Source organism: Streptomyces sp. Je 1-4 4N24 (assembly GCF_026239515.1).
GTDB classification, from domain to species: Bacteria; Actinomycetota; Actinomycetes; order Streptomycetales; family Streptomycetaceae; genus Streptomyces; species Streptomyces nigrescens.
In genome coordinates, this window is sequence record NZ_CP110836.1 from 3,128,549 (window position 1) to 3,147,597 (window position 19,049).

General features: G+C 71.9%; 20 protein-coding genes. 11 read left to right on the forward strand and 9 right to left on the reverse strand.

Going from position 1 to position 19,049, the window contains the following annotated elements; translation table 11 throughout:
• Positions 1–87: 87 nt before the first annotated feature.
• The gene (locus SLV14N_RS13235) at positions 88–1,539 is read right to left on the reverse strand and encodes a DUF3152 domain-containing protein (protein WP_311044681.1); all 1,452 of its coding nucleotides are present in this window, start codon (positions 1,537–1,539) and stop codon (positions 88–90) included.
• A gap of 8 nt (positions 1,540–1,547) precedes the next feature.
• On the reverse strand, positions 1,548–2,570 hold the full coding sequence (locus tag SLV14N_RS13240) for an alpha/beta fold hydrolase (RefSeq protein ID WP_208681097.1): 1,023 nt from the start codon (positions 2,568–2,570) through the stop codon (positions 1,548–1,550).
• Positions 2,571–2,740: 170 nt separating this feature from the next.
• Between SLV14N_RS13240 and SLV14N_RS13245 the strand changes: the two genes are divergently transcribed.
• The 4 genes from SLV14N_RS13245 (at position 2,741) to SLV14N_RS13260 (ending at position 4,668) form a co-directional block, all read left to right on the forward strand.
• The gene (locus tag SLV14N_RS13245; protein WP_208681098.1) at positions 2,741–2,959 is read left to right on the forward strand and encodes a hypothetical protein; all 219 of its coding nucleotides are present in this window, start codon (positions 2,741–2,743) and stop codon (positions 2,957–2,959) included.
• A 148-nt stretch (positions 2,960–3,107) separates the two neighbouring features.
• Positions 3,108–3,749 (forward strand): TetR/AcrR family transcriptional regulator, encoded by a 642-nt coding sequence (locus tag SLV14N_RS13250; RefSeq protein ID WP_208681099.1) that lies wholly within the window; start codon positions 3,108–3,110, stop codon positions 3,747–3,749.
• A 118-nt stretch (positions 3,750–3,867) separates the two neighbouring features.
• The gene (locus SLV14N_RS13255; protein WP_018089430.1) at positions 3,868–4,095 is read left to right on the forward strand and encodes a DUF3107 domain-containing protein; all 228 of its coding nucleotides are present in this window, start codon (positions 3,868–3,870) and stop codon (positions 4,093–4,095) included.
• Positions 4,096–4,377: 282 nt separating this feature from the next.
• Complete coding sequence (locus SLV14N_RS13260; RefSeq protein WP_018089429.1) at positions 4,378–4,668, forward strand: hypothetical protein; 291 nt, start codon at positions 4,378–4,380, stop codon at positions 4,666–4,668.
• Between the two features lie 24 nt (positions 4,669–4,692).
• Here the strand turns inward: SLV14N_RS13260 and SLV14N_RS13265 are convergent, their stop codons facing one another.
• Positions 4,693–5,430 carry a ferritin-like fold-containing protein gene (locus SLV14N_RS13265; RefSeq protein WP_208681100.1) on the reverse strand — a complete coding sequence of 246 codons (738 nt, stop codon included), beginning with the start codon at positions 5,428–5,430 and terminating at the stop codon, positions 4,693–4,695.
• A 311-nt stretch (positions 5,431–5,741) separates the two neighbouring features.
• Between SLV14N_RS13265 and SLV14N_RS13270 the strand changes: the two genes are divergently transcribed.
• From SLV14N_RS13270 to SLV14N_RS13280, 3 genes are all read left to right on the forward strand, one after another.
• Complete coding sequence (locus SLV14N_RS13270; RefSeq protein ID WP_208681101.1) at positions 5,742–8,141, forward strand: DEAD/DEAH box helicase; 2,400 nt, start codon at positions 5,742–5,744, stop codon at positions 8,139–8,141.
• A gap of 114 nt (positions 8,142–8,255) precedes the next feature.
• Positions 8,256–9,122, forward strand: coding sequence for an alpha/beta fold hydrolase (locus SLV14N_RS13275; RefSeq protein WP_263269416.1), 867 nt, complete (start codon positions 8,256–8,258; stop codon positions 9,120–9,122).
• A gap of 125 nt (positions 9,123–9,247) precedes the next feature.
• Positions 9,248–9,727 carry an SRPBCC domain-containing protein gene (locus tag SLV14N_RS13280; RefSeq protein WP_263269418.1) on the forward strand — a complete coding sequence of 160 codons (480 nt, stop codon included), beginning with the start codon at positions 9,248–9,250 and terminating at the stop codon, positions 9,725–9,727.
• A gap of 42 nt (positions 9,728–9,769) precedes the next feature.
• Here SLV14N_RS13280 and SLV14N_RS13285 read toward each other — a convergent pair whose 3' ends face one another.
• A complete protein-coding gene (locus SLV14N_RS13285; RefSeq protein WP_208681104.1) occupies positions 9,770–10,696 on the reverse strand; it encodes an NYN domain-containing protein in 927 nt (308 codons plus the stop codon).
• A gap of 202 nt (positions 10,697–10,898) precedes the next feature.
• On the opposite strand from SLV14N_RS13285, the gene SLV14N_RS13290 reads away from it, so the two are divergent.
• On the forward strand, positions 10,899–11,051 hold the full coding sequence (locus tag SLV14N_RS13290) for a hypothetical protein (RefSeq protein WP_208681105.1): 153 nt from the start codon (positions 10,899–10,901) through the stop codon (positions 11,049–11,051).
• Positions 11,052–11,198: 147 nt separating this feature from the next.
• Here the strand turns inward: SLV14N_RS13290 and SLV14N_RS13295 are convergent, their stop codons facing one another.
• The 3 genes from SLV14N_RS13295 to SLV14N_RS13305 form a co-directional block, all read right to left on the reverse strand.
• Complete coding sequence (locus SLV14N_RS13295) at positions 11,199–11,807, reverse strand: MarC family protein (RefSeq protein ID WP_093637688.1); 609 nt, start codon at positions 11,805–11,807, stop codon at positions 11,199–11,201.
• A gap of 188 nt (positions 11,808–11,995) precedes the next feature.
• Positions 11,996–12,850 (reverse strand): PHP domain-containing protein, encoded by an 855-nt coding sequence (locus SLV14N_RS13300; RefSeq protein ID WP_263269420.1) that lies wholly within the window; start codon positions 12,848–12,850, stop codon positions 11,996–11,998.
• 158 nt (positions 12,851–13,008) lie between these two features.
• The gene (locus tag SLV14N_RS13305; protein ID WP_018089420.1) at positions 13,009–13,647 is read right to left on the reverse strand and encodes a DUF6758 family protein; all 639 of its coding nucleotides are present in this window, start codon (positions 13,645–13,647) and stop codon (positions 13,009–13,011) included.
• A gap of 252 nt (positions 13,648–13,899) precedes the next feature.
• On the opposite strand from SLV14N_RS13305, the gene SLV14N_RS13310 reads away from it, so the two are divergent.
• Positions 13,900–15,162, forward strand: a complete 1,263-nt coding sequence (locus tag SLV14N_RS13310) for an MFS transporter (protein ID WP_208681107.1) — start codon at positions 13,900–13,902, stop codon at positions 15,160–15,162.
• A 127-nt stretch (positions 15,163–15,289) separates the two neighbouring features.
• Here the strand turns inward: SLV14N_RS13310 and SLV14N_RS13315 are convergent, their stop codons facing one another.
• Positions 15,290–15,874 (reverse strand): suppressor of fused domain protein, encoded by a 585-nt coding sequence (locus SLV14N_RS13315; protein WP_127152911.1) that lies wholly within the window; start codon positions 15,872–15,874, stop codon positions 15,290–15,292.
• A gap of 502 nt (positions 15,875–16,376) precedes the next feature.
• Between SLV14N_RS13315 and SLV14N_RS13320 the strand changes: the two genes are divergently transcribed.
• On the forward strand, positions 16,377–17,504 hold the full coding sequence (locus SLV14N_RS13320) for a magnesium and cobalt transport protein CorA (RefSeq protein ID WP_208681108.1): 1,128 nt from the start codon (positions 16,377–16,379) through the stop codon (positions 17,502–17,504).
• Between the two features lie 126 nt (positions 17,505–17,630).
• Positions 17,631–18,170, forward strand: coding sequence for a hypothetical protein (locus SLV14N_RS13325; protein ID WP_263269421.1), 540 nt, complete (start codon positions 17,631–17,633; stop codon positions 18,168–18,170).
• Between the two features lie 70 nt (positions 18,171–18,240).
• Here SLV14N_RS13325 and SLV14N_RS13330 read toward each other — a convergent pair whose 3' ends face one another.
• Complete coding sequence (locus tag SLV14N_RS13330; RefSeq protein ID WP_263273135.1) at positions 18,241–18,954, reverse strand: hypothetical protein; 714 nt, start codon at positions 18,952–18,954, stop codon at positions 18,241–18,243.
• Positions 18,955–19,049 lie beyond the last annotated feature (95 nt).

Genomic DNA, 19,049 nt, shown 5'->3' on the forward strand with positions numbered 1-19,049 from the left:
GCTATGTGAGAACCCGCGCCTGCCCGGTGGACCGGCACGGGACATCGGCCGGCCCCGCGTGGTGCGCGCGCCGGGCGCCGGGTCCGTTCAGCGCTGGGTGGGGAACGGCCAGGAGTTGGGCCGGCAGGTCGCCCCGTCCGTCGTCAGGAACTTCGTCTGCTGCATCATCACCGGGGCCAGTGCGCCCTGCCGGGAGCAGACCTCGTGGTTGTGCCCGAGACGGTGGCCGACCTCGTGGTTGATCAGCATCTGCCGGTAGGCGTGCATCTTGTCGTGGCCGTAGGTGCGGGCGCCCTGCGCCCACCGGTAGGCGTTGATCATGACCCGTTCGGTCGCCGCGGAGTCACAGGAGACCTTGTCCTGGCTGGTGTCGAGGTTGGACTTGGCGCACCACTTGTCGGTGGTCCCCGGACTCGCCAGCGTGATCACGAAATCGGCGTCGCCAGACCCCACCCGCTGGAAGGCCGTCTTCCCGCCGTGTGCCCAACTCCGGCTGTCGTTGAGGGTCTTGTGCACCGCCTCGGCGAACAGCTCGCCGTCCAGCGGCAGCCCCTCCTCGACATCGACGCGATAGCGCAGCACCTTGCCCCGGCCGGGCGCCTTGGCGTCACCGCCGGCCGGCTTGAACCGGCCGGTGGCGGTCAGTTCCGCGTCCAGCGGGAAGACCTGGTTCATCTTCTCGTCGTAACTGGCGGGCTTGGCGTCCGGGGTGGGCCTGCTGTGCGACCTGGAGGCCTCGTCGCCGAGCCCGTCGGTACGGTCGTTCCCGCTGCGCGGCTGCGGGTCACCGCTCTCCTTGTGCTGCTCGGCCACCTGACCCGCGATGACCACGGCGAGCACGGTGGTCACCGCCGCGGCCGCCGCGCCGGTGAACGTCCGGCCCGCTCCGCCCTTCTTGGTGCCGTTCCGCGACTCCTCCGCGTCGAACTCCTCGTCCGGGTTCCGCTCCCCGGGGCCGTTCGGCCCCGCGCCGTCCGCGCCGAGTTCCGCCTGCCGGTCCAGCTCGTCGATCTCGTTCCGGTCGAAGACGACCGACCGACCGGTGTACCGGCCGCCGGGGGCCACCCCGTCCGCGCCGGGCCCGTACGCACCGGCCGCCGGACCCGCCGTCCGCGGCGCGCCGGCCCGGAACACATCGTCGTCCGGGTCGCTCGCGCCTCCCGCCTTGCCCGGACCGCCCGGGAACCGCCCGGCGTCGAAGGCATCCACATACTCACGCCGCGGTCCCGGCCCGCTGCCCGGAGCGGCGAGGGCCGGTCCGCCGAACATCTCCGCGCGCGGCCGGGGAATCCGGGGCGCACCCTGGGCGGGCGCCGCCGGGGAGGCCGGCGCCCCGGGGAACTCGCCCCAGCCGCCGCCCGGCTCACGCTGCTCGGGATGTCCGCCGCGCACCACGTCGCCCTCGAACGGCTCGCGTCTGCGGCGTCCGCGGCCGGGCCCGGGTGAGGTGCCCCCCGAGGGGCCGTCGGCGGGCGGACCGGCCGTCTCCGGGGTGTCCGTTGCGGTTTCCGGCCGGGCTCGGCGGCTATGGCGTCCCACGGGGTGTGTCAGCTCCTGCCCGCATCAGCGGTCACATCGGTCACTTCACTGTCGAGCAGTTCACGGACGGCCCGCGCCACTGTCTCCGGGTACTCCATCATCGCCACATGACCCGCCTCCGGCAGCGTCAGCAGTCGCGAACCGCGGAACGCCGCGGCCGCCCGCCGCGCCATCCGGAAGGAGACCAGGCGGTCGCGCCCACCGTAGACGAGAAGGGTGGGAGCGAGCACTCTCTCTGCCTGACGCCACAAATTATGTTGTCCGCCGAGTGTGTACGCGTTCACCAGGCCGCGCGCCGAGCGCTCCATCACCTCCCAGAAATACGGGAGTTCGAGCCGCCGTGCATATTCGTCGGCCGCGGCGTTGAACCCTTCCGGGCTGACCCGGCCGGGATCGCCGTAACAGAGCGCCAGCACCTCACGGGTGCGGCGCTCGGGCGTCCAGTCATGGGTGAGCCGGCCGAAGAGCCCGGCGATACCGGGCACGGCGAGCAGTGCGGTGGGCACCGCCGTCAGCTGCGGGCGCAGCTCGGGCAGCGCCGGAGAGATCAGCGTCAGGGTGCGCACGAGGTCCGGGCGCACCGCCGCCACGCGGGTGGAGGCGGCGCCGCCCATGGAGTTGCCGATGAGGTGGACGGGGCCGCGCCCGGCCGCGTCGAGGTAGCGGATGACCGCGCGGGCCTGCGCGGAGACGGAGTAGTTGCCGTCGTCCGGCGGCGGTGAGTGCCCGAAGCCGGGCAGGTCGACGGCCTCGCCGTCCACCCGGTCGGCGAGCAGCGGCATCAGGTCCGACCAGTTCTGCGAGGAGCCGCCGAGGCCGTGGACGTAGAGCGCGGGCTCGCGGTCTTGCCCGGTGCCGGCGTCTCCGTCGCCGTCCCGCGGCGCGAGCCGTCCGGCCGGTGCCCGTACGGTCAGCGTCAGGCCCGGCAGGGTCACGGTGTGCACCGTCTCCGTCGCGCCCTGCCGGCCGGGGCCGGCCGGGGGCACCGGGAGGGCGGCGGTCGCGGTGTCCGGCGACTCGGTCGAAGACATGGGTCGATGTTACGAGACGATCACGCCCCCGATCGTGTGTCCGCGGTCACACACCGCATCGCGCTGCCGCGGCCACTCTCCTACGCTCGTAGGCGAGGGCAGCCGCCCCGGCCCCTGCTGTCATGCCAGGCACCAGCCGTCGAAGCGAGCACGCGAGAAAGGGAGCCACCATGCGCGTCGACCCGACAGACCCGGATACTTTCGAGGACGAGAGCGACGCCACCGAGTTCGATGTCGAAGCACCGGAAGCGGACGCGGCGGAGCAGTACACCGACCTCACCCCGCAACGCGACGAGCCGCCGACCACCGCCGACCCGGACTCCGCGAACGAGGCGGATCGCGCCGAACAGGCCCGCGTCGTGGAGCTCAACGAAGACGAATACCGATGACCTGGGGCGTTATGTCGGCTTCCGGTATCGGGACCGGGCATAAATTCTCGGCCCGGACCGCGCACAGCCGGGTTACCCAAAAGTACGATGGCGGGCGCGGTGCACCACCTTGTACTGGCCGCGTACGGAACAATTTCTGGGAGGCAGCGTGAGCGCCATCGAGCAGACCGAGGCGGCGCGCCCGCGGGGCACACGCCTGCCACGCCGAGCCCGGCGCAACCAGCTTCTGGGCGCTGCCCAGGAAGTTTTTGTGGCGCAGGGCTACCACGCGGCCGCGATGGACGACATCGCCGAGCGGGCGGGCGTCAGCAAGCCGGTGCTCTACCAGCACTTCCCGGGCAAGCTGGACCTCTACCTCGCCCTGCTCGACCAGCACTGCGAGGCACTGCTGCACTCGGTGCGGGCGGCGCTGGCGTCGACGACCGACAACAAGCAGCGGGTCGCGGCCACGATGGACGCCTACTTCGCGTACGTGGAGGATCCGGGCGGCGCCTTCCGGCTGGTGTTCGAGTCGGACCTCACCAACGACCCGGCGGTCCGTGAGCGGGTGGACAAGGTGTCGCTGGAGTGCGCCGAGGCCATAAGCGCGGTGATCGCCGAGGACACCGGGCTGTCGCAGGACGAGTCGATGCTGCTGGCCGTGGGCCTGGGCGGGGTCTCCCAGGTGGTGGCGCGCTACTGGCTGTCCTCGGAGAGCGGTGTCCCGCGGGACACCGCGGTGCAGCTGCTGACGTCGCTCGCATGGAAGGGCATCGCCGGCTTCCCGCTGCAGGGCGGCGACACGCACTGACCCTGTTCGCTGCGGGCGTGGCCCATGGCGTCCTGCGCATCCCCGTACCGGGCTAATGTGTGCTGCGTACGGCGCGGATGGCCGCGCACCCCAACTGACCGTCGGAGGGACAAAAGCCGTGGAGGTCAAGATCGGCGTGCAGCATGCGCCCCGCGAGATCATTCTGGAGAGCGGGCAGTCTGCCGAAGAGGTCGAGAGCGCGGTGTCCGACGCGCTGGGCGGCAAGTCACAGCTGCTGAGCCTGGTGGACGACCACGGTCGCAAGGTCCTGGTCCCGGCGGACCGGCTGGCCTATGTGGAGATCGGCGAGCCGACCGCCCGCAAGGTCGGATTCGGCGCGCTCTGAGCAGGGGGCGCCGACTGCGGCGCCCATGACGTGACAGGGGCGGCGGCCCGGGGATCTCCTCTCCGGGTCGCCGCCTTTCTGTCGTCTTTCGCGGCTCGGCCGGGCGCCGGTTCCGGGCCCAGGGCCGCCGCATTTGCGCAGATCAGGCCGTTCGAGTCGGTTCGGCTGGGCTGATCAGGCAGCGGACCGGCACCGGGAGGGTTGCTGCCGGTGCCCCCTGGGTACGACCGCCTACGACCGATTTGTTCGACCGATCGGCGTTGTCACGCGGGAGGGAACAGCATGATCTGGGAAGCGCTCGGCGCCCTGCTCATCGGCTTTGCCATCGCCCTGTCCGCCACGCGATGGCTGCCCGACCGTTTCCCCTCGCGCGCCCTCACGCTGGCGACGGGCCCGGTCGCGGCGCTGCTCGGTGCCGTGCTGACCCGCTCGATCCTCGGCCCGGGATATCCCGTCCAGGTGATGGTCGCCTCGGTCGCCGTCGGGGCGGCCCTGCTGTCGGTCCTGGTGCGCCCGCCGCACCGGCGCCTTCGGCGGCCGGCACCGGCACTGAAGGGGCACCGGACGGCCTGAACCGCCCGGCACCCAGCAAGAACGTCAGGCCGCGAGCCCCAGCGCCGCCATCCGCTTGGTGTGCGCCTCGGTGATCCGCGAGAACATCCGGCCCACCTCCGCGAGGTCGAAGCCGTCGGCCACGCCGCCCACCAGCATCGTGGAGAGCGCGTCGCGGTCCGCGACCACTCGCTGCGCCTGCGAGAGCGCCTCGCCCATCAGACGGCGTGCCCACAGCGCCAGGCGCCCGCCGACCCGCGGCTCGGCCTCGATGGCCGCGCGCACCTTCTCCACGGCGAACGAGGCGTGCCCGGTGTCGTCCAGCACCGCCAGCACCAGATCACGGGTGTCGGAGTCCAGCCGGGCCGCGACCTCGCGGTAGAAGTCACTGGCGATCGAGTCGCCGACATAGGCCTTGACCAGGCCCTCCAGCCAGTCCGACGGCGCGGTCTGGCGGTGGAACTCGTCCAGGGCGGCGGCGAACGGCTCCATCGCCTCGTTCGGCTCCGCCTCGATCCGTGCGAGCCGGTCCCGCAGCCGCTCGAAGTGGTGGAACTCGGCCGAGGCCATCTTGGCCAGTTCGGCCTTGTCGTCCATCGTCGGCGCGAGCTTGGCGTCCTCCGCCAGGCGCTCGAAGGCGGACAGCTCGCCGTATGCGAGCGCGCCGAGCAGATCGATCACGGCGGCCCGGTACTGCGGGTCGGCGGATGCCTGCGCCCAGTCCTGAGCGGCGATCCCGGTGTGTTCTTGCGCGTCAGCCGCGGCGTTGTCAGACGTTCCCATGACCGGCACAATAGCCCGCTCGGCGGCTCTGGGAAGGCCCTGGTCAGCCACTGCCGTTCCCCCGTACGAACGACGGTCGTAGCCGGCGCCCGGAGGCCGGACCAGGCCGTGATGTATTCCTCACTCATACAAGCCTTCGGATGAGCGCGCCATATCCGGGGTACAGTGGTATTTGGACCTGCCGAGTATCGGTGGGTCGTTCCACGAAGCGGATGCCCGGTCGGTGGCCCGATCGGCTCCAAACCGACCGCCCTCTTTTGCGGCGCGTAGCAGACATACGCACAGCAGGAGGGACACCGCTCGCGGCAGGAGTGCCTGAGCGTTGGCAGTGGTCCCGCCCCACCGGCCGCCTCAGGCCGGCCCGTACGAACCCGTACGAAGGTGCGGTACGACCCCCTTCGCCGCCTCACGCCGCGTCTCACAGAAGAGGCAAGATTCTGTCTACATTTCGAGACCTCGGGATTTTCCCCGAGACGGCCGAGGCGCTGGAAGCCGTCGGCATCATCTCCCCCTTTCCCATCCAGGAGCTGACGCTCCCCGTCGCCCTCTCCGGCAACGACGTCATCGGCCAGGCCAAGACCGGTACGGGCAAGACCCTGGGCTTCGGCCTGCCGCTCCTTGAGCGCGTCAGGGTCCCCGCGGACGTCGAGGCGGGCCGTGCCCGGCCCGAGGAGCTGACAGAGGCCCCGCAGGCCCTGGTGGTCGTCCCCACCCGCGAGCTGTGCCAGCAGGTCACCAATGACCTGCTCACCGCCGGCAAGGTGCGCAATGTCCGGGTGCTGGCCATCTACGGCGGCCGTGCCTACGAGCCGCAGGTCGAGGCGCTGAAGAAGGGCGTCGACGTCGTCGTCGGCACGCCCGGCCGCCTTCTCGACCTGGCGGGCCAGAAGAAGCTGAACCTCTCGCAGGTCAAGAGCCTGGTCCTGGACGAGGCCGACGAGATGCTCGACCTGGGCTTCCTGCCCGATGTCGAGAAGATCATCCAGCTGCTGCCGGCCAAGCGCCAGACGATGCTGTTCTCCGCGACCATGCCCGGCCAGGTCATCTCCCTGGCCCGCCGCTACATGTCGCAGCCCACGCACATCCGCGCCACCGCGCCGGACGACGAGGGCCAGACCGTCCGCAACACCACCCAGCACGTCTTCCGCGCCCACTCCATGGACAAGCCGGAGATGGTCTCCCGCATCCTCCAGGCCGAGGGCCGGGGCCTGGCGATGGTGTTCTGCCGGACGAAGCGGACCGCCGCCGACATCGCCGACCAGCTCGCGCGCCGTGGCTTCGCCTCCGGCGCGGTGCACGGCGACCTCGGCCAGGGCGCCCGTGAGCAGGCGCTGCGCGCCTTCCGCAACGGCAAGGTCGATGTCCTGGTCTGCACCGATGTCGCCGCCCGCGGTATCGATGTCGAGGGTGTGACCCATGTCATCAACTACCAGTCGCCCGAGGACGAGAAGACCTACCTGCACCGCATCGGCCGTACGGGCCGGGCGGGCGCCAAGGGCACCGCGGTCACCCTCGTCGACTGGGACGACATCCCGCGCTGGAAGCTGATCAACAAGGCGCTGGACCTGCCGTTCGACGAGCCGGAGGAGACCTACTCCACCTCGGCGCACCTCTACGCGCAGCTCAACATCCCGGACGGCACCAAGGGCGTGCTGCCGCGCGCCGAGCGCACCCGGGCCGGGCTGGCCGCAGAAGAGGTCGAGGACCTGGGCGAGACCGGCGGCCGTGGCCGTGGCCCCCGTCGGGGCGCGGCCGTGGAGGAGGAGCGCCCCCCGCGCACCCGTACCCCGCGGCAGCGCCGCCGCACCCGTGGCGGCACTCCGCTGGACGGCCCGGCCGGCTCCGAGGCGCAGACGACCGGGTCGCCCGCTGCCGCCGAGAGCACGGAGAGCACGGAGGCCGCCGGACCGCGGCAGCCTCGCCGCCGTCGCCGTACCCGCTCGGGCCAGTCCGGTGCTGCCGTGACGGCGCCGGTCGCCGAGGCCGCGCCCACCGCCGCCGTGGTGACCGAGTCCGCCGCCGTGGTGGCCGAGGCTCCCGCCGAGCCCGCCAAGCCGCGCCGCCGCCGTACCCGGGTCGCGCGTCCGGTGGAGACCGAGAGCTTCCAGACCGTCGAGGTCGCCGCGAGGGCGCTGGCGGCCGAGGGCGCGGCGCTCGCCGCCGAGTCCGTGGCCGTGACGGAGCCCGCCGAGGCACCGGCCAAGCCGCGCCGCCGCAGCCGTGGCGCCGCCAAGGCCGCCGCGGAGACGGCGCCGGCCGTGGTGACGGAGACCGTGGTCGAGGCCGCGGACACCGTGGTGGAGGCTCCGGCCAAGCCGAAGCGGACCCGTAAGACAGCTGCCGCCAAGGCCGCCGAGGCCGCGGCGGACACCGCCGAAGGCGCTGTCGAGGCTCCGGCCAAGCCCAAGCGGACCCGTAAGACGGCCGCCGCCAAGGCCGCCGAGGCCGCGGCGGACACCGCCGAAGGCGCTGTCGAGGCTCCGGCCAAGCCCAAGCGGACGCGGAAGACCGCCGCCGCCAAGGCCGCCGAGGCCGCGGCGGACACCCCCGCCACCGAGGACGCTCCGGCCAAGCCGAAGCGGACGCGGAAGAGCGCCGCCGCCAAGCCGGCCGCGGACGCTCCCGAGGCCGCCGAGACCGCCGAGGCCAAGCCGGTGCGCCGCCGCACCCGCGCCAAGGCCGCCGTGGCCGAGGCGACTCCCGAGAGCTGACCCTCCCGGACCGCACCGGACCCTTCCGGCCCGACGACCCGGCCCCGCACTGCGGGTGCCGGGTCGTCGGCGTCCCGGCCCCGTTTTGCCGTCCGGCCCGGATAACCTCGCCTCATGAGCAGGCCGCCCACCCTCACAGTGCCCCCGTGCGCCCGTGCGTACCGACTCGACACCGAGCGCGGCTCGTTCGCCGTGCAGGACGCCCGGCCCGAGGCCGCACCGATCGGGACCGCCCTGCTGGTGCCCGGATTCACCGGCAGCAAGGAGGACTTCGTCGCCTTGCTGGAACCGCTCGCCGCGGCCGGGTTCCGGGCGGTCGCGGTGGACGGCCGCGGACAGCACGAATCCCCCGGACCGCGCAATGAACTGGCGTACGCACAAAGGGAGTTGGCTCTCGATGTGCTGGCTCAGACGCGGGCCGTGCGGGAGCCGGACAGCGGGCCGGTCCATCTGCTGGGGCACTCCCTGGGCGGGTTGATCACGCGGGCCGCCGTGCTGCTGGACGCGGCCCCGTTCCGTTCCCTCACCGTGCTCAGCTCCGGGCCCGCCGCCATCGAGGCGTCCCAGCAGGCCCGGGTACGGATGCTGATCGAGGCGCTCGGCACGCTCGACATGGAGAGCGTCTGGCGGGCGATGCGCGAACTGGATCCCCCGGAGGCGGCGGACGCGGCGACGCCGCCGGAGGTCGGCGCGTTCCTGCACCGTCGTTGGCTGAACACCGTCCCCGAGCAGCTGATCGCGACCGGCCAGCAGATGCTGGAGGAGCCCGACCGGGTGGCGGAGCTGGCCCGTACGGGGCTGGCCACCCATGTCGTCTCCGGCGCCGTCGACTATGCCTGGCCGGTGTCGTGGATGGACGCCATGGCCGAGCGGCTGTCCGCCCGGCGCACCGTCATCGAGGGCGCCGAGCACTCCCCCAACGCCGAACGCCCGGAGAAGACGGCCGAGGCGCTGGCCGGGTTCTGGAGCGGGGTGGGCTGAGGCCGGGCCGTGTGGGCCGAGCGGGCGGTGTCGCCAGGACAGCGCCGGGCGGTTCGGCGAGCATCGAGGGAGACGGGCCGGCACCGGCGCCCGGTCCGCACCGGCTTCGTACGAAGGGCTCCCTGATGACCGAGAATCCGGCGACTCCCCCGGCCGACACCGAAGGCCCCCATGGCATCGCGCTCACCCGGACCTTCGATGCCCGCCCTGAGCTGGTCTTCGAGGCGTGGACGACGCCCGAGCACTTCGCGTACTGGTTCGGCGGGGAGCTGACGGTGCCGGTCGACCGGATGACGATGGACCCCCGGCCGGGCGGGGTCTGGAGTCTGGTGATGCAGACCCCGGACGGCGGTGAGCTGCCGTTCTCCGGGGTCTACCGTGAGGTCGCTCCCCCGGAGCGGCTGGAGTTCACGCTCAAGGACGCGTCCGCGCCGGACGGCATCGAGGGCGAGATCGTCCGGGTCACCCTGACCGCCCTCGGGGACCGTACGGAGATGGCCTTCCGTCAGCTCGGCGGCAATCTCACCTCCGAGCAGTACCGCCAGGCGGAGGCGGGCTGGTCGGGCTTCTTCGACCGCCTCACGGAGCTGCTCGCGCGGGCCTGATCGAGGTCCCCACGGCGCCGGAAAGGCACCGAACGACACGCCCTAGTACTGCCCCTGAACGTGGTCCCAGAAGCCGTCGCGCAGGACCCGGCGCAGATCGGCATGGCCGCGCAGGGAGTGCCGCAGCAGCGCCTCCGACGCGGTCAGGAGCTCCTGGTCGACGGCGCCGGGCAGATAGGGATGGCCGGGGAGCAGCCCGGCCACCCACTCTCGGCCGCGTTCCGACAGCCACTGGGCGGCGACCTGTGCGCCGACGAAGCGCACGTCGTCGCGGCTGGGGGCCGGCCCCTCGCCCACGGGCTGGTCGGAGAAGTCGACACCGGCCCGCCGGGTGACGTACGGCTTGCAGAACTCCAGGTCGAAGGTGCGCGCACTGTCGACCTCCCACAGCAGCGGCTCGGCCTGATTGCGGCCGCCGGAGGCTTCGATGCCCCAGAGGTGGACGCGTGCGCCGTAGCCCTGTGCCGCCTCCACCGCGGAGACCAGGTCCTCGTCGCCGCCGATCAGCACCGCGTCGCTGATCGCGCGGTGCCGGGCCAGCGACTCCAGGTCCGAACGGATCAGGGAGTCGACGCCCTTCTGCTGGTTGTTGGCGTTGAGGTTGCCGAGCCTGACCTTCACATCGGGCAGCTCGGCGATCCGCTGCTGTTCCTGGGTGTGGATACGGCGGCGGGCGCCGTCGTACCAGTAGACGCGCAGCAGCCGGCTGTCCGGGAAGATCATCCGGGCCTTGTCGATAAAGGCCTCGATGATCCCTTCCGCGTCCAGGTCGAAGGCCTTGCGGTCCTCCGTGCCGGCGACCAGCCGGCCCGCCGCGGCGTATACATAGCCCGCGTCGACGAAGGCCGCATGGGTGGACGGGGTGGTGGCGACCTCGGCGAGCACCTGCGTGAGCAGCTCGTTGGTGCGCTCGATTCCGACGGCGAGCGCGGCGAGGTCGGTGGGGCCCGTGGGCTGGACGTCATTCATACCGGACCCATTGTCCGGGCGGTCACTCTGCGAGCACAACCGCTCCCCTGCCGACGTACTTAGACCGTCGAAATTTTTCTTTAGCGTAGGGAATGATTGCACTGAGCAGGACGTTCTACCAGTACGGAGCGCCGGGCAGTGACGCCGGGCAGCTCCGGCTCAAGAGTTCTCCACAGGAGGATCAGACGAAGGGAGAAGCCGTATGCGCTTCGAGATCATGCGCCTGGACGATGTCGACGGCACCGCCGTGGACAGCACCGTCGTGGACGCCGCCTCCGTCAACCGGATCGTGCAGCAGGCCGCCTCGACGGGCCAGCGCATCTACATCCGGCCGGCCGACACCGCCATCCGTTAACACCGAGTTCCGCCGCACGACGAGGCACGAGATCTGACGCACGACATCTGACGGCCGACCGCGATCGGCCGCACCGCACGAGCGCCCCCGTACGCACAGGTCGTACGGGGGCGCTGCGCTGTCCACGGCCGTGGGCCGCCCGCGGTGTCAGGCCGCCGACTGGATCACCTGCAGTACGCCGTTGATGATCTGCTGTACGGCGAGCGCGGAGAGCATCATGCCCGCCAGCCGCGTGACCAGGACCACTCCCCCGTCCTTGATCACACGGATGATCACCAGTGAGAACCGCATCACCAGATACAGCACCACATGGATCGCCGCGATCGCCGCCCAGACGGAGATCTGCGCGGCGACGCCGTGGGCGTGCTGCACCGCGAGGATCACCGACACGATCGCGCCGGGCCCGGCCAGCAGCGGCATGCCCAGCGGCACCAGCGCCACATTGACGTCCTTGGTCTGGGTCGGCTCCTCCGACTTGCCGGTCAGCAGATCCAGCGCGACCAGCAGGAGCAGCAGACCGCCCGCGATCATCAGCGCGGGTGTGGAGATGTGCAGCCGCCCCAGGATCTGCCGGCCGAAAAGACCGAAGAGGGCGATGACACAGAAGGCGACGGCGGCCGCCTGCCAGGCCATCCGGCGCTGCACCTTGGCCGGCCGGCCGGAGGTCAGGGCCAGGAAGATCGGGGTGATGCCCGGCGGATCCATGATCACGAAGAGGGTGACGAAGAGAGTACTGAAGACGGCGACGTCGAACACGGTGAAGGCCTTGCGAGAGGTGGTACGGGATGAGCCACGGACCGGCGCGCGGACGCGGGCCCGTAAGAAGGGGGTGGTGGGGTGGCGGGCGGGCAAGGGTCTGCTGATCGCCCGGACGGAAACGGCCCGTTGAGTGGTGACGGTCCTGCGGACCGGGGCACATGGTGCGGCAGCCGGCCGCGGCGGGCTCAGCCGCCGGTGCCGGGAACGGGGAAGGCGCCGGTCGCGCGGCGCACGATCTCGCCGTAGATCTCGGGGTCGGTGGTGTATTCGCCGAGCCGGCAGGTCTTACGGCTGCCGTGGTAGTCGCTGGAGCCGGTGGTCAGCAGGCCGAGTTCGGCGGCCATACCGCGCAACCGCGCGCGGGTCGGGTCATCGTGGTCCATGTGGTCGACCTCGATGCCGTCGAGGCCGGCCGCGGCGAGTTCGGCTATCGCGCTCTCCGGTACGCAGCTGCCGCGCTTGACGGCCAGCGGGTGCGCGAAGACGGTGACCCCGCCCGCCGCCTTGACCAGCCGGATCGCGTCGAACGGGTCGAGCTCATGCTTCTGCACGTACGCCCGGCCGTCGTTGGCGAGCCACTCGGAGGTGAAGGCGTCGGAGACGGTGGGGACCACGCCCAGGTCGACGAGGGCGGTGGCGATGTGCGGCCGCCCCACGGCGCCGTCCCCGGCGATCCGGGCGACCTGCTCCCAGGTGATCGGCACCCCGAGGTCCCGCAGCTTGGCGACCATGCCCTGGGCCCGCGGCACCCGGTCGTCCCGTACCAGCTCCCGCTCGCGGGCGAGCTCGGGCTCCTCGGGGTCGAAGAGGTAGGCGAGCATATGGAGGCTCACCCCGTCGATCCGGCAGGAGAGTTCGGCGCCGGTGATCAGCGTCAGCCCCCCGGGCAGCGCCGCACGCGCCTCGGCGTGGCCGCCGACGGTGTCGTGATCGGTCAGCGCGACGACGTCCAGACCGGCGGCCGCGGCGTTGCGCACCAGCTCGGCGGGGGTGTCCGTACCGTCGGAGGCCGTGGAGTGGGTGTGCAGATCGATACGCACGACGCGGACTCCAGACTGCTGCGGGACGGACGGGGGACAGGGCCCGGGACACGCCGGGTACAGGTACACCGTAAGGGGACCTCAGCAGGATACCGGGCGGCCGGGTGGCACCCGCCCCCGCGGGACTGCCGCAGCGGCCCGGACCCAAGGCCCGGCGGTCAGCTCAGGATCCGCGGCGACAGCGCCCCGCACGGCAGCAGATCCACCTCGGCCCCGGCCTCGCGCAGATCGGTCAGCACCAGCTCGTCGTACATCATCAGGCCCGACTGCTCGGGCCAGGCGATCGCCCAGATCCACAGCCCACGTGCCTCACCCGCGAAGACCGCGCGGTCCGGGGGCGCGTCGTCGACATGCCACAACGGGGTCGGGCGGCCGGCGGCGAGCACCTTGCCGTGCGGGTGCTTGTCGACGCAGATATGGCGGCCGGGGTCGGGGCCGTCGATACCGGCGTAGCGCGCGCCGAGTCCGACGCCCAGTTCCTCGGCGATCAGCAGCAGTTCGCCGGGGCCGCCGAGCGGGCTGGGACCCGTGCAGGCCACCGCGGTCGCCCGGCCGCCGCTGCGGTCGTCGCCGGCGCAGGCCACACCGGTGAACAGCCAGCCGACCGGCAGCGGCCAGGGCATCCACACGGGCACCTGGGCGCGGTGCACGACAACGCCGAGCGCCTCGACGCTCGGCGGGACGACCGGCTGGAGTGGATGCACGGTGCCGTGCAGGGCGCACTGCCAGGTGTCGGAGAAGAGACCGGGCGCCCTTACCCGGCCTCCGCACTTCGGGCAACTGGGTTCGCCCCTCATAGGGACCCACGGTCCTCCAGCCCCGCCGCCGCGTCAAGGACGATCACCCGACCGGTGTGCCCCGAATCACTTGCGCCGCCGCGCAATTGACCGCTTTCCCCGGCCCGCCCGCCCCACCGGAAAACTAGTTGCAGCTTGCATTCTTTAGATCGTCTAACTTATTGTGTGTAATCGTCAACGATCTCGGCGGTGGGGCAGCGGGCCGCCGCGGACCAGGGATACGCAACCGGCAACAGGAAGGGGAACCGCAGCATGAGCGGCACGAAGAACGGCGGCCACAGCGGCGCGGACGATCCGTTCAAGGAGGGCGGCACCTCCCTGCTCCGCCAGCCGAAGGCCGTCTGGGCCACGGCGGGCGCCTCGGTCGTGGCCTTCATGGGCATCGGCCTCGTCGACCCGATCCTCCCCTCGATCGCCCGGGGCCTGCACGCCACCAACAGCCAGGTCTCCCTCCTCTTCACCTCCTACTTCCTGATCACCGCCGTCGCGATGCTGGTCACCGGCTTCGTCTCCAGCCGCATCGGCGGCCGCAAGACGCTGCTGGCCGGGCTGGCGCTGGTGGTGGTCTTCGCGGCGCTCTCCGGAATGTCGGGGTCGGTCGCCGAACTGGTGGGTTTCCGGGCGGGCTGGGGCCTGGGCAACGCCCTGTTCGTCTCCACGTCCCTGGCGGTGATCGTGGGCGCGGCGACCGGCGGGAGCAGCGCCGCGATCCTGCTGTACGAGTCAGCACTGGGGCTCGGCATGGCCTGCGGCCCGCTGCTGGGCGCGGTCCTCGGTGACATGAAGTGGCGCTACCCGTTCTTCGGGACCGCCGCCCTGATGGCCGTCGGCTTCCTCGCCATCACGGCCTTCCTCAAGGAGCAGCCGAAGCCGGCCGCCAGGACCTCGCTGCTCGCCCCGGTCAAGGCGCTCGGCCACGGCGGGCTGGCCGCCACCGCCGTCTCCGCGTTCTTCTACAACTACGCGTTCTTCACGGTGCTGGCCTTCACCCCGTTCGTGCTGAACATGTCCCCCTACAAGTCGGGGGGCGTCTTCTTCGCCTGGGGTGTGCTGCTCGCGGTGTTCTCGGTGATCGTGGCGCCCCGGCTACAGCACCGCTTCGGCTCGCTGAAGGTGCTGTGCGCCTCGCTGCTGCTGCTCGCCGCCGATCTGCTCGTGCTGGGCTACGGCGACCACACCACCGCCATCGTCTGCACCGTCCTGTCCGGCGCCTTCATCGGCCTGAACAACACCGTCTTCACGGAACTGGCGCTGGGCGTCTCGGATGCGCCGCGCCCGGTGGCGAGCGCCGGCTACAACTTCGTGCGCTGGTTCGCGGCGGCGGCCGCGCCGTTCCTCGCGCCCAAGATCGAGGAGTGGGCCGATGTCCACCTCCCCTTCGTGGTCGCGGCCGGCGCGGCGGTGACCGGCACTGTCATCGTCGCGGTCCGGCGCCGGGCTCTGACCACCGAGGCCGAGGAGCGGGCCCCGCAGCATGCCACGGAGGACGGGGTCACGGCCTTCGCCGCCCGCTGACCGGCCGCCGCTCCTGCCCCGGCAAAGAAGCCGCCGCACCCGCCCCCCCCCCGCAAGGAAACTGACGCCCCGTCCGCCCTCCCTCCGGAGGGCCGGCGGGGCGCACCGCTGCCCGGCGGCTCGCGGCTCAGTCGAGCGGAACGCCCGTGCGCAGCGGATCGCGCAGGTCCGTGCCGTGCTCCAGCCAGCGCTTCTCCAGGGCCTCGGCACCGTGCACCCGCTTCCAGGCCGCCTCGTTGGGCGTCATCGGCAGCAGCGGCAGAAAGCGGACCGGCTCCATCGGCTCATCCAGTTCGAGGTCCTCGACGAGACCACCGGGCGAGGCGACCAGCACCGAGGTGAAGGCCGCGCCCGGCCACAGCGGCTCGCCCACGTCCAGCGAGGCGCCGGGCGCCACGACCACCCCCTCGACCTGCGGGGACGCGGCGAGCACGGCGAGCGCCCGGAGCACCTTGTCGGTGTCGGCGCGGCCGGCCCGTACGGACAGCACGAGTTCGGCGCGCGGACCGCGCAGGGGATCGGCCAGCACGGCGGTGGGGTCGGCCATGGGCTGCGCGGACATCCCGAGCGTGGCGTAACGGACCACCCCGCTGTCCACGAAGCGGAGGACCTCGATACGGTCGGTCCCGAGGAAAGTGACGGCGGCACGCGCGTCCGGCTCGCCCAGGGTTGTCCGCAACCGGGCCTCGACCAGCTCAAGAACGTCAGACATGGCGCGAGCATACGGCCGGTCCCGTGCCAGGCCGTCACCCCTCATCGGGCTGCTGTGCGGCGTCTCCGTTCTTCGTATCGAACGGGCAAAGCGGCACCGTAACGCTTCAGGCGGCTGATAGCCTTGCCGTCTGGTCAGGGAATGACGTCGTCCCCCAACGGGGACCGGCCGGAGGAGGTGGGGCTGCGGTGGATCCGAGTCGACCGTGCAGTACCGATAGTTCTCCCGTCATCCCCCTCGCGCAGCGAATCTCCTGATCCGAGAGCTTCCGTACCCAGCCGCTCAGCGGTGAAACCAGGGAAGCACCTTTGCGCCGGAAGTAGATGACGGAAGAGCGCCTTCGACTCTTTGTTCCGTGTTTTCTGCGAACTGCCGTCAGTGCCCCCGCACGGAGCGCCGCCCGCTTTGCGGACGTACGGCCGATGACGCCTCGTACGTCCACGTTCCGGGCAGCGTTGCCCCCCGCGCCCGCGCTGACGGCCGGCCCGTGAAGGAGCCTGCCATGTCGATGATCCGCGACCTGCGCGCCGCCGTCCGTCCGTCCCGGCGTCGCGACGACCCCTCGTACCAGTACGCCACGTCCACCCCGATCTGCCCGAACAGCGCCATCGTCGACTGCGGCGTCTACCGCGAGGGCCGCCGGGTGAGCGAGCACGTCTCCCCGGCCGAGGCGATGGCCGGCGTCCGGGCCGAGGGCGGCTTCGCCTGGATCGGGCTGCACGAGCCGAGCGAGGCCGAATTCGCCGGTATCGCCCAGGAGTTCGGGCTGCACCCGCTCGCCGTCGAGGACGCCGTGCACGCTCACCAGCGGCCCAAGCTGGAGCGCTACGACGAGACCCTGTTCACCGTCTTCAAGACGGTCCACTACGTCGAGCACACCGAGCTGACCGCGACCAGCGAGGTCGTGGAGACCGGCGAGGTGATGTGCTTTACCGGCCGGGACTTCATCGTGACGGTGCGGCACGGCGGTCAGGGCTCGCTGCGTGCGCTGCGGCACCGGCTGCAGGACGACCCGGAGCTGCTGGCCAAGGGGCCGTCCGCGGTGCTGCACGCCATCGCCGACCAGGTCGTCGACGGCTACATGGCGGTGGCCGGCGCGGTGCAGGACGACATCGACGAGGTGGAGATCGACGTCTTCAGCTCCGGCTCCAACGGCAAGGGCCCCGGCAGCAAGGGCTCCCCCAAGGGCGGCGACGCCGGACGGATCTACCAACTCAAGCGTGAGGTGCTGGAGTTCAAGCGGGCGGTGTCGCCGCTGCTGCGGCCGATGCAGCTGCTGAGCGAGCGCCCGATGCGGCTGGTGGACTCCGACATCCAGAAGTACTTCCGGGACGTCGCCGACCACTTGGCGCGGGTCAATGAGCAGGTGCTGTCCTTCGACGATCTGCTCAACTCCATCCTGCAGGCCAACCTCGCCCAGGCCGCCGTCGCGCAGAACGAGGACATGCGCAAGATCACGGCATGGGCGGCGATCTTCGCCGTGCCCACGATGATCGCCGGGATCTACGGCATGAACTTCGACTACATGCCGGAGCTCCACTGGAAGTTCGGCTATCCGGCCGTGCTGCTGGCGACGGTCGCCATCTGCTTCGGCATCCACCGCGGGTTCAAGCGCAACGGATGGCTGTGACCCCGGCTCCCGGCACCCGCCCGCGGGGCTGCCGGTCGCCGTCCGGCGCCGCGGCCTGCGGGTCCGCGCATCTCAGCGCCTGGGCGGCCCCGGTCGCCCGTGGCCGGGGCGATTAGGCTGAGCCGTATGAAGGAGACCGTGTCGCAGGCCCTGCAGGATCGGGCGCTCATCGAAGAGGCCACGAAGAAGTCCGGCCTCATCTGGGTACGGGGGACGGCGGGCCCGTCCCGTGCGCTGTGGCATCTGTGGCTCGACGGAGCCGCCTGCCTCATCGGGGACGGCCCCGGCGAGCAGCCGCTGGCCGACCTCGGGCTGACCGACGGCGGGACCGCGACGGTCACCGTCCGCAGCAAGGACAAGGGCGGCCGGCTGGTCGCCTGGCAGGCCGGGGTCGTCGAGCTGGCGCCGGAGAGCGAGGCCTGGCGGGCCGCGGTCGACGAGCTCAAGGGCAAGCGGCTCAACGCGCCGGACGCGGACACCCTCACCGAGCGCTGGGCGCGCGAGTGCCGGGTGCTGCGGCTGGAGCCGACCGGGGACACCGCACAGCGTCCCGGGCAGATGCCCGAGGAGTCGCACGCCGCACCGCCGCTGGCGACCTCCGCGATCACCCGGCGGCCCGTTCCGGCCGCGCTGCCGAAGCTGCTGCGGCGGGGGCGCAAGGGCTGAGCCCCGGGCCGTCAGGCCCCTGCCCTGCCCCGCCCGACGACAGCGAGGGGTACGGGCCGGCTGTGCCCCGCTACCGGCCGCCGCCGGAGATCCGGGTGCCGTAGTCCACGACCTGGTCCTTGGGCGGGGCCTTGAGGTCCACGCTCTTGCCCCAGTCGGCGAACCGCACCACGCCCGCGCCGCCGGCCCGCCGCAGCCGCAGCGGGTAGGGCGTGCCCTCCAGCGAGACGTCCAGGGTGCCGCCGGAGCCCGCGGCGGCGGTCAGACGGATGGTGCGGACCCCGTCGAGGTCGTCGCGGTCACCGGCGGTCAGCTTGCCGTGCAGCCCGAGCAGACCGGCGAGCAGGGTGTCCTTGTCGGTGAAGCCGCTGAAGCGCTTGTAGACGGGGTCCTTGGCGGGCACCTTGACGTATTTGCCGCCGAGCTTGTTCGCCGCCTGGTCGGGCGCGCCCGACCGGCCGCTCTTCTCACCGGCCCAGAAGGCCGCGTCCGCCTTCAGATAGAGCGCCTCGCCGACCCGCAGCAGCTGGAAGGCGGCGGCCTTCGTGGTCAGCTCGCCCTTGGCGCCGTCCTTGGCCAGGCTCATGTCGAGCTTGTAGGTGCGGCCCTGGCTGACGACATTGCCGGAGAGGTGCACCGTATCGGCGCGCTGGGCCGCGGCCCGCGCCTTGGACTCGATCTTCGCGGCGGGCAACTTTCCCATGCCGTTGGTGCCGGCGTCCGGATCTTCCTCCTCGCCGCAGCCGGTCAGCGCCACGGCCAGTGCCGCGCAGACCGCCCCCACGAGCGCGGCCCGGCCCGTACGACGGGTTCCGGGCAGGGGTCGGGGGCCGGCGCCCGGGGGGATTGCGCTCACGTCGGCTCTGCCTCCTGATGCGG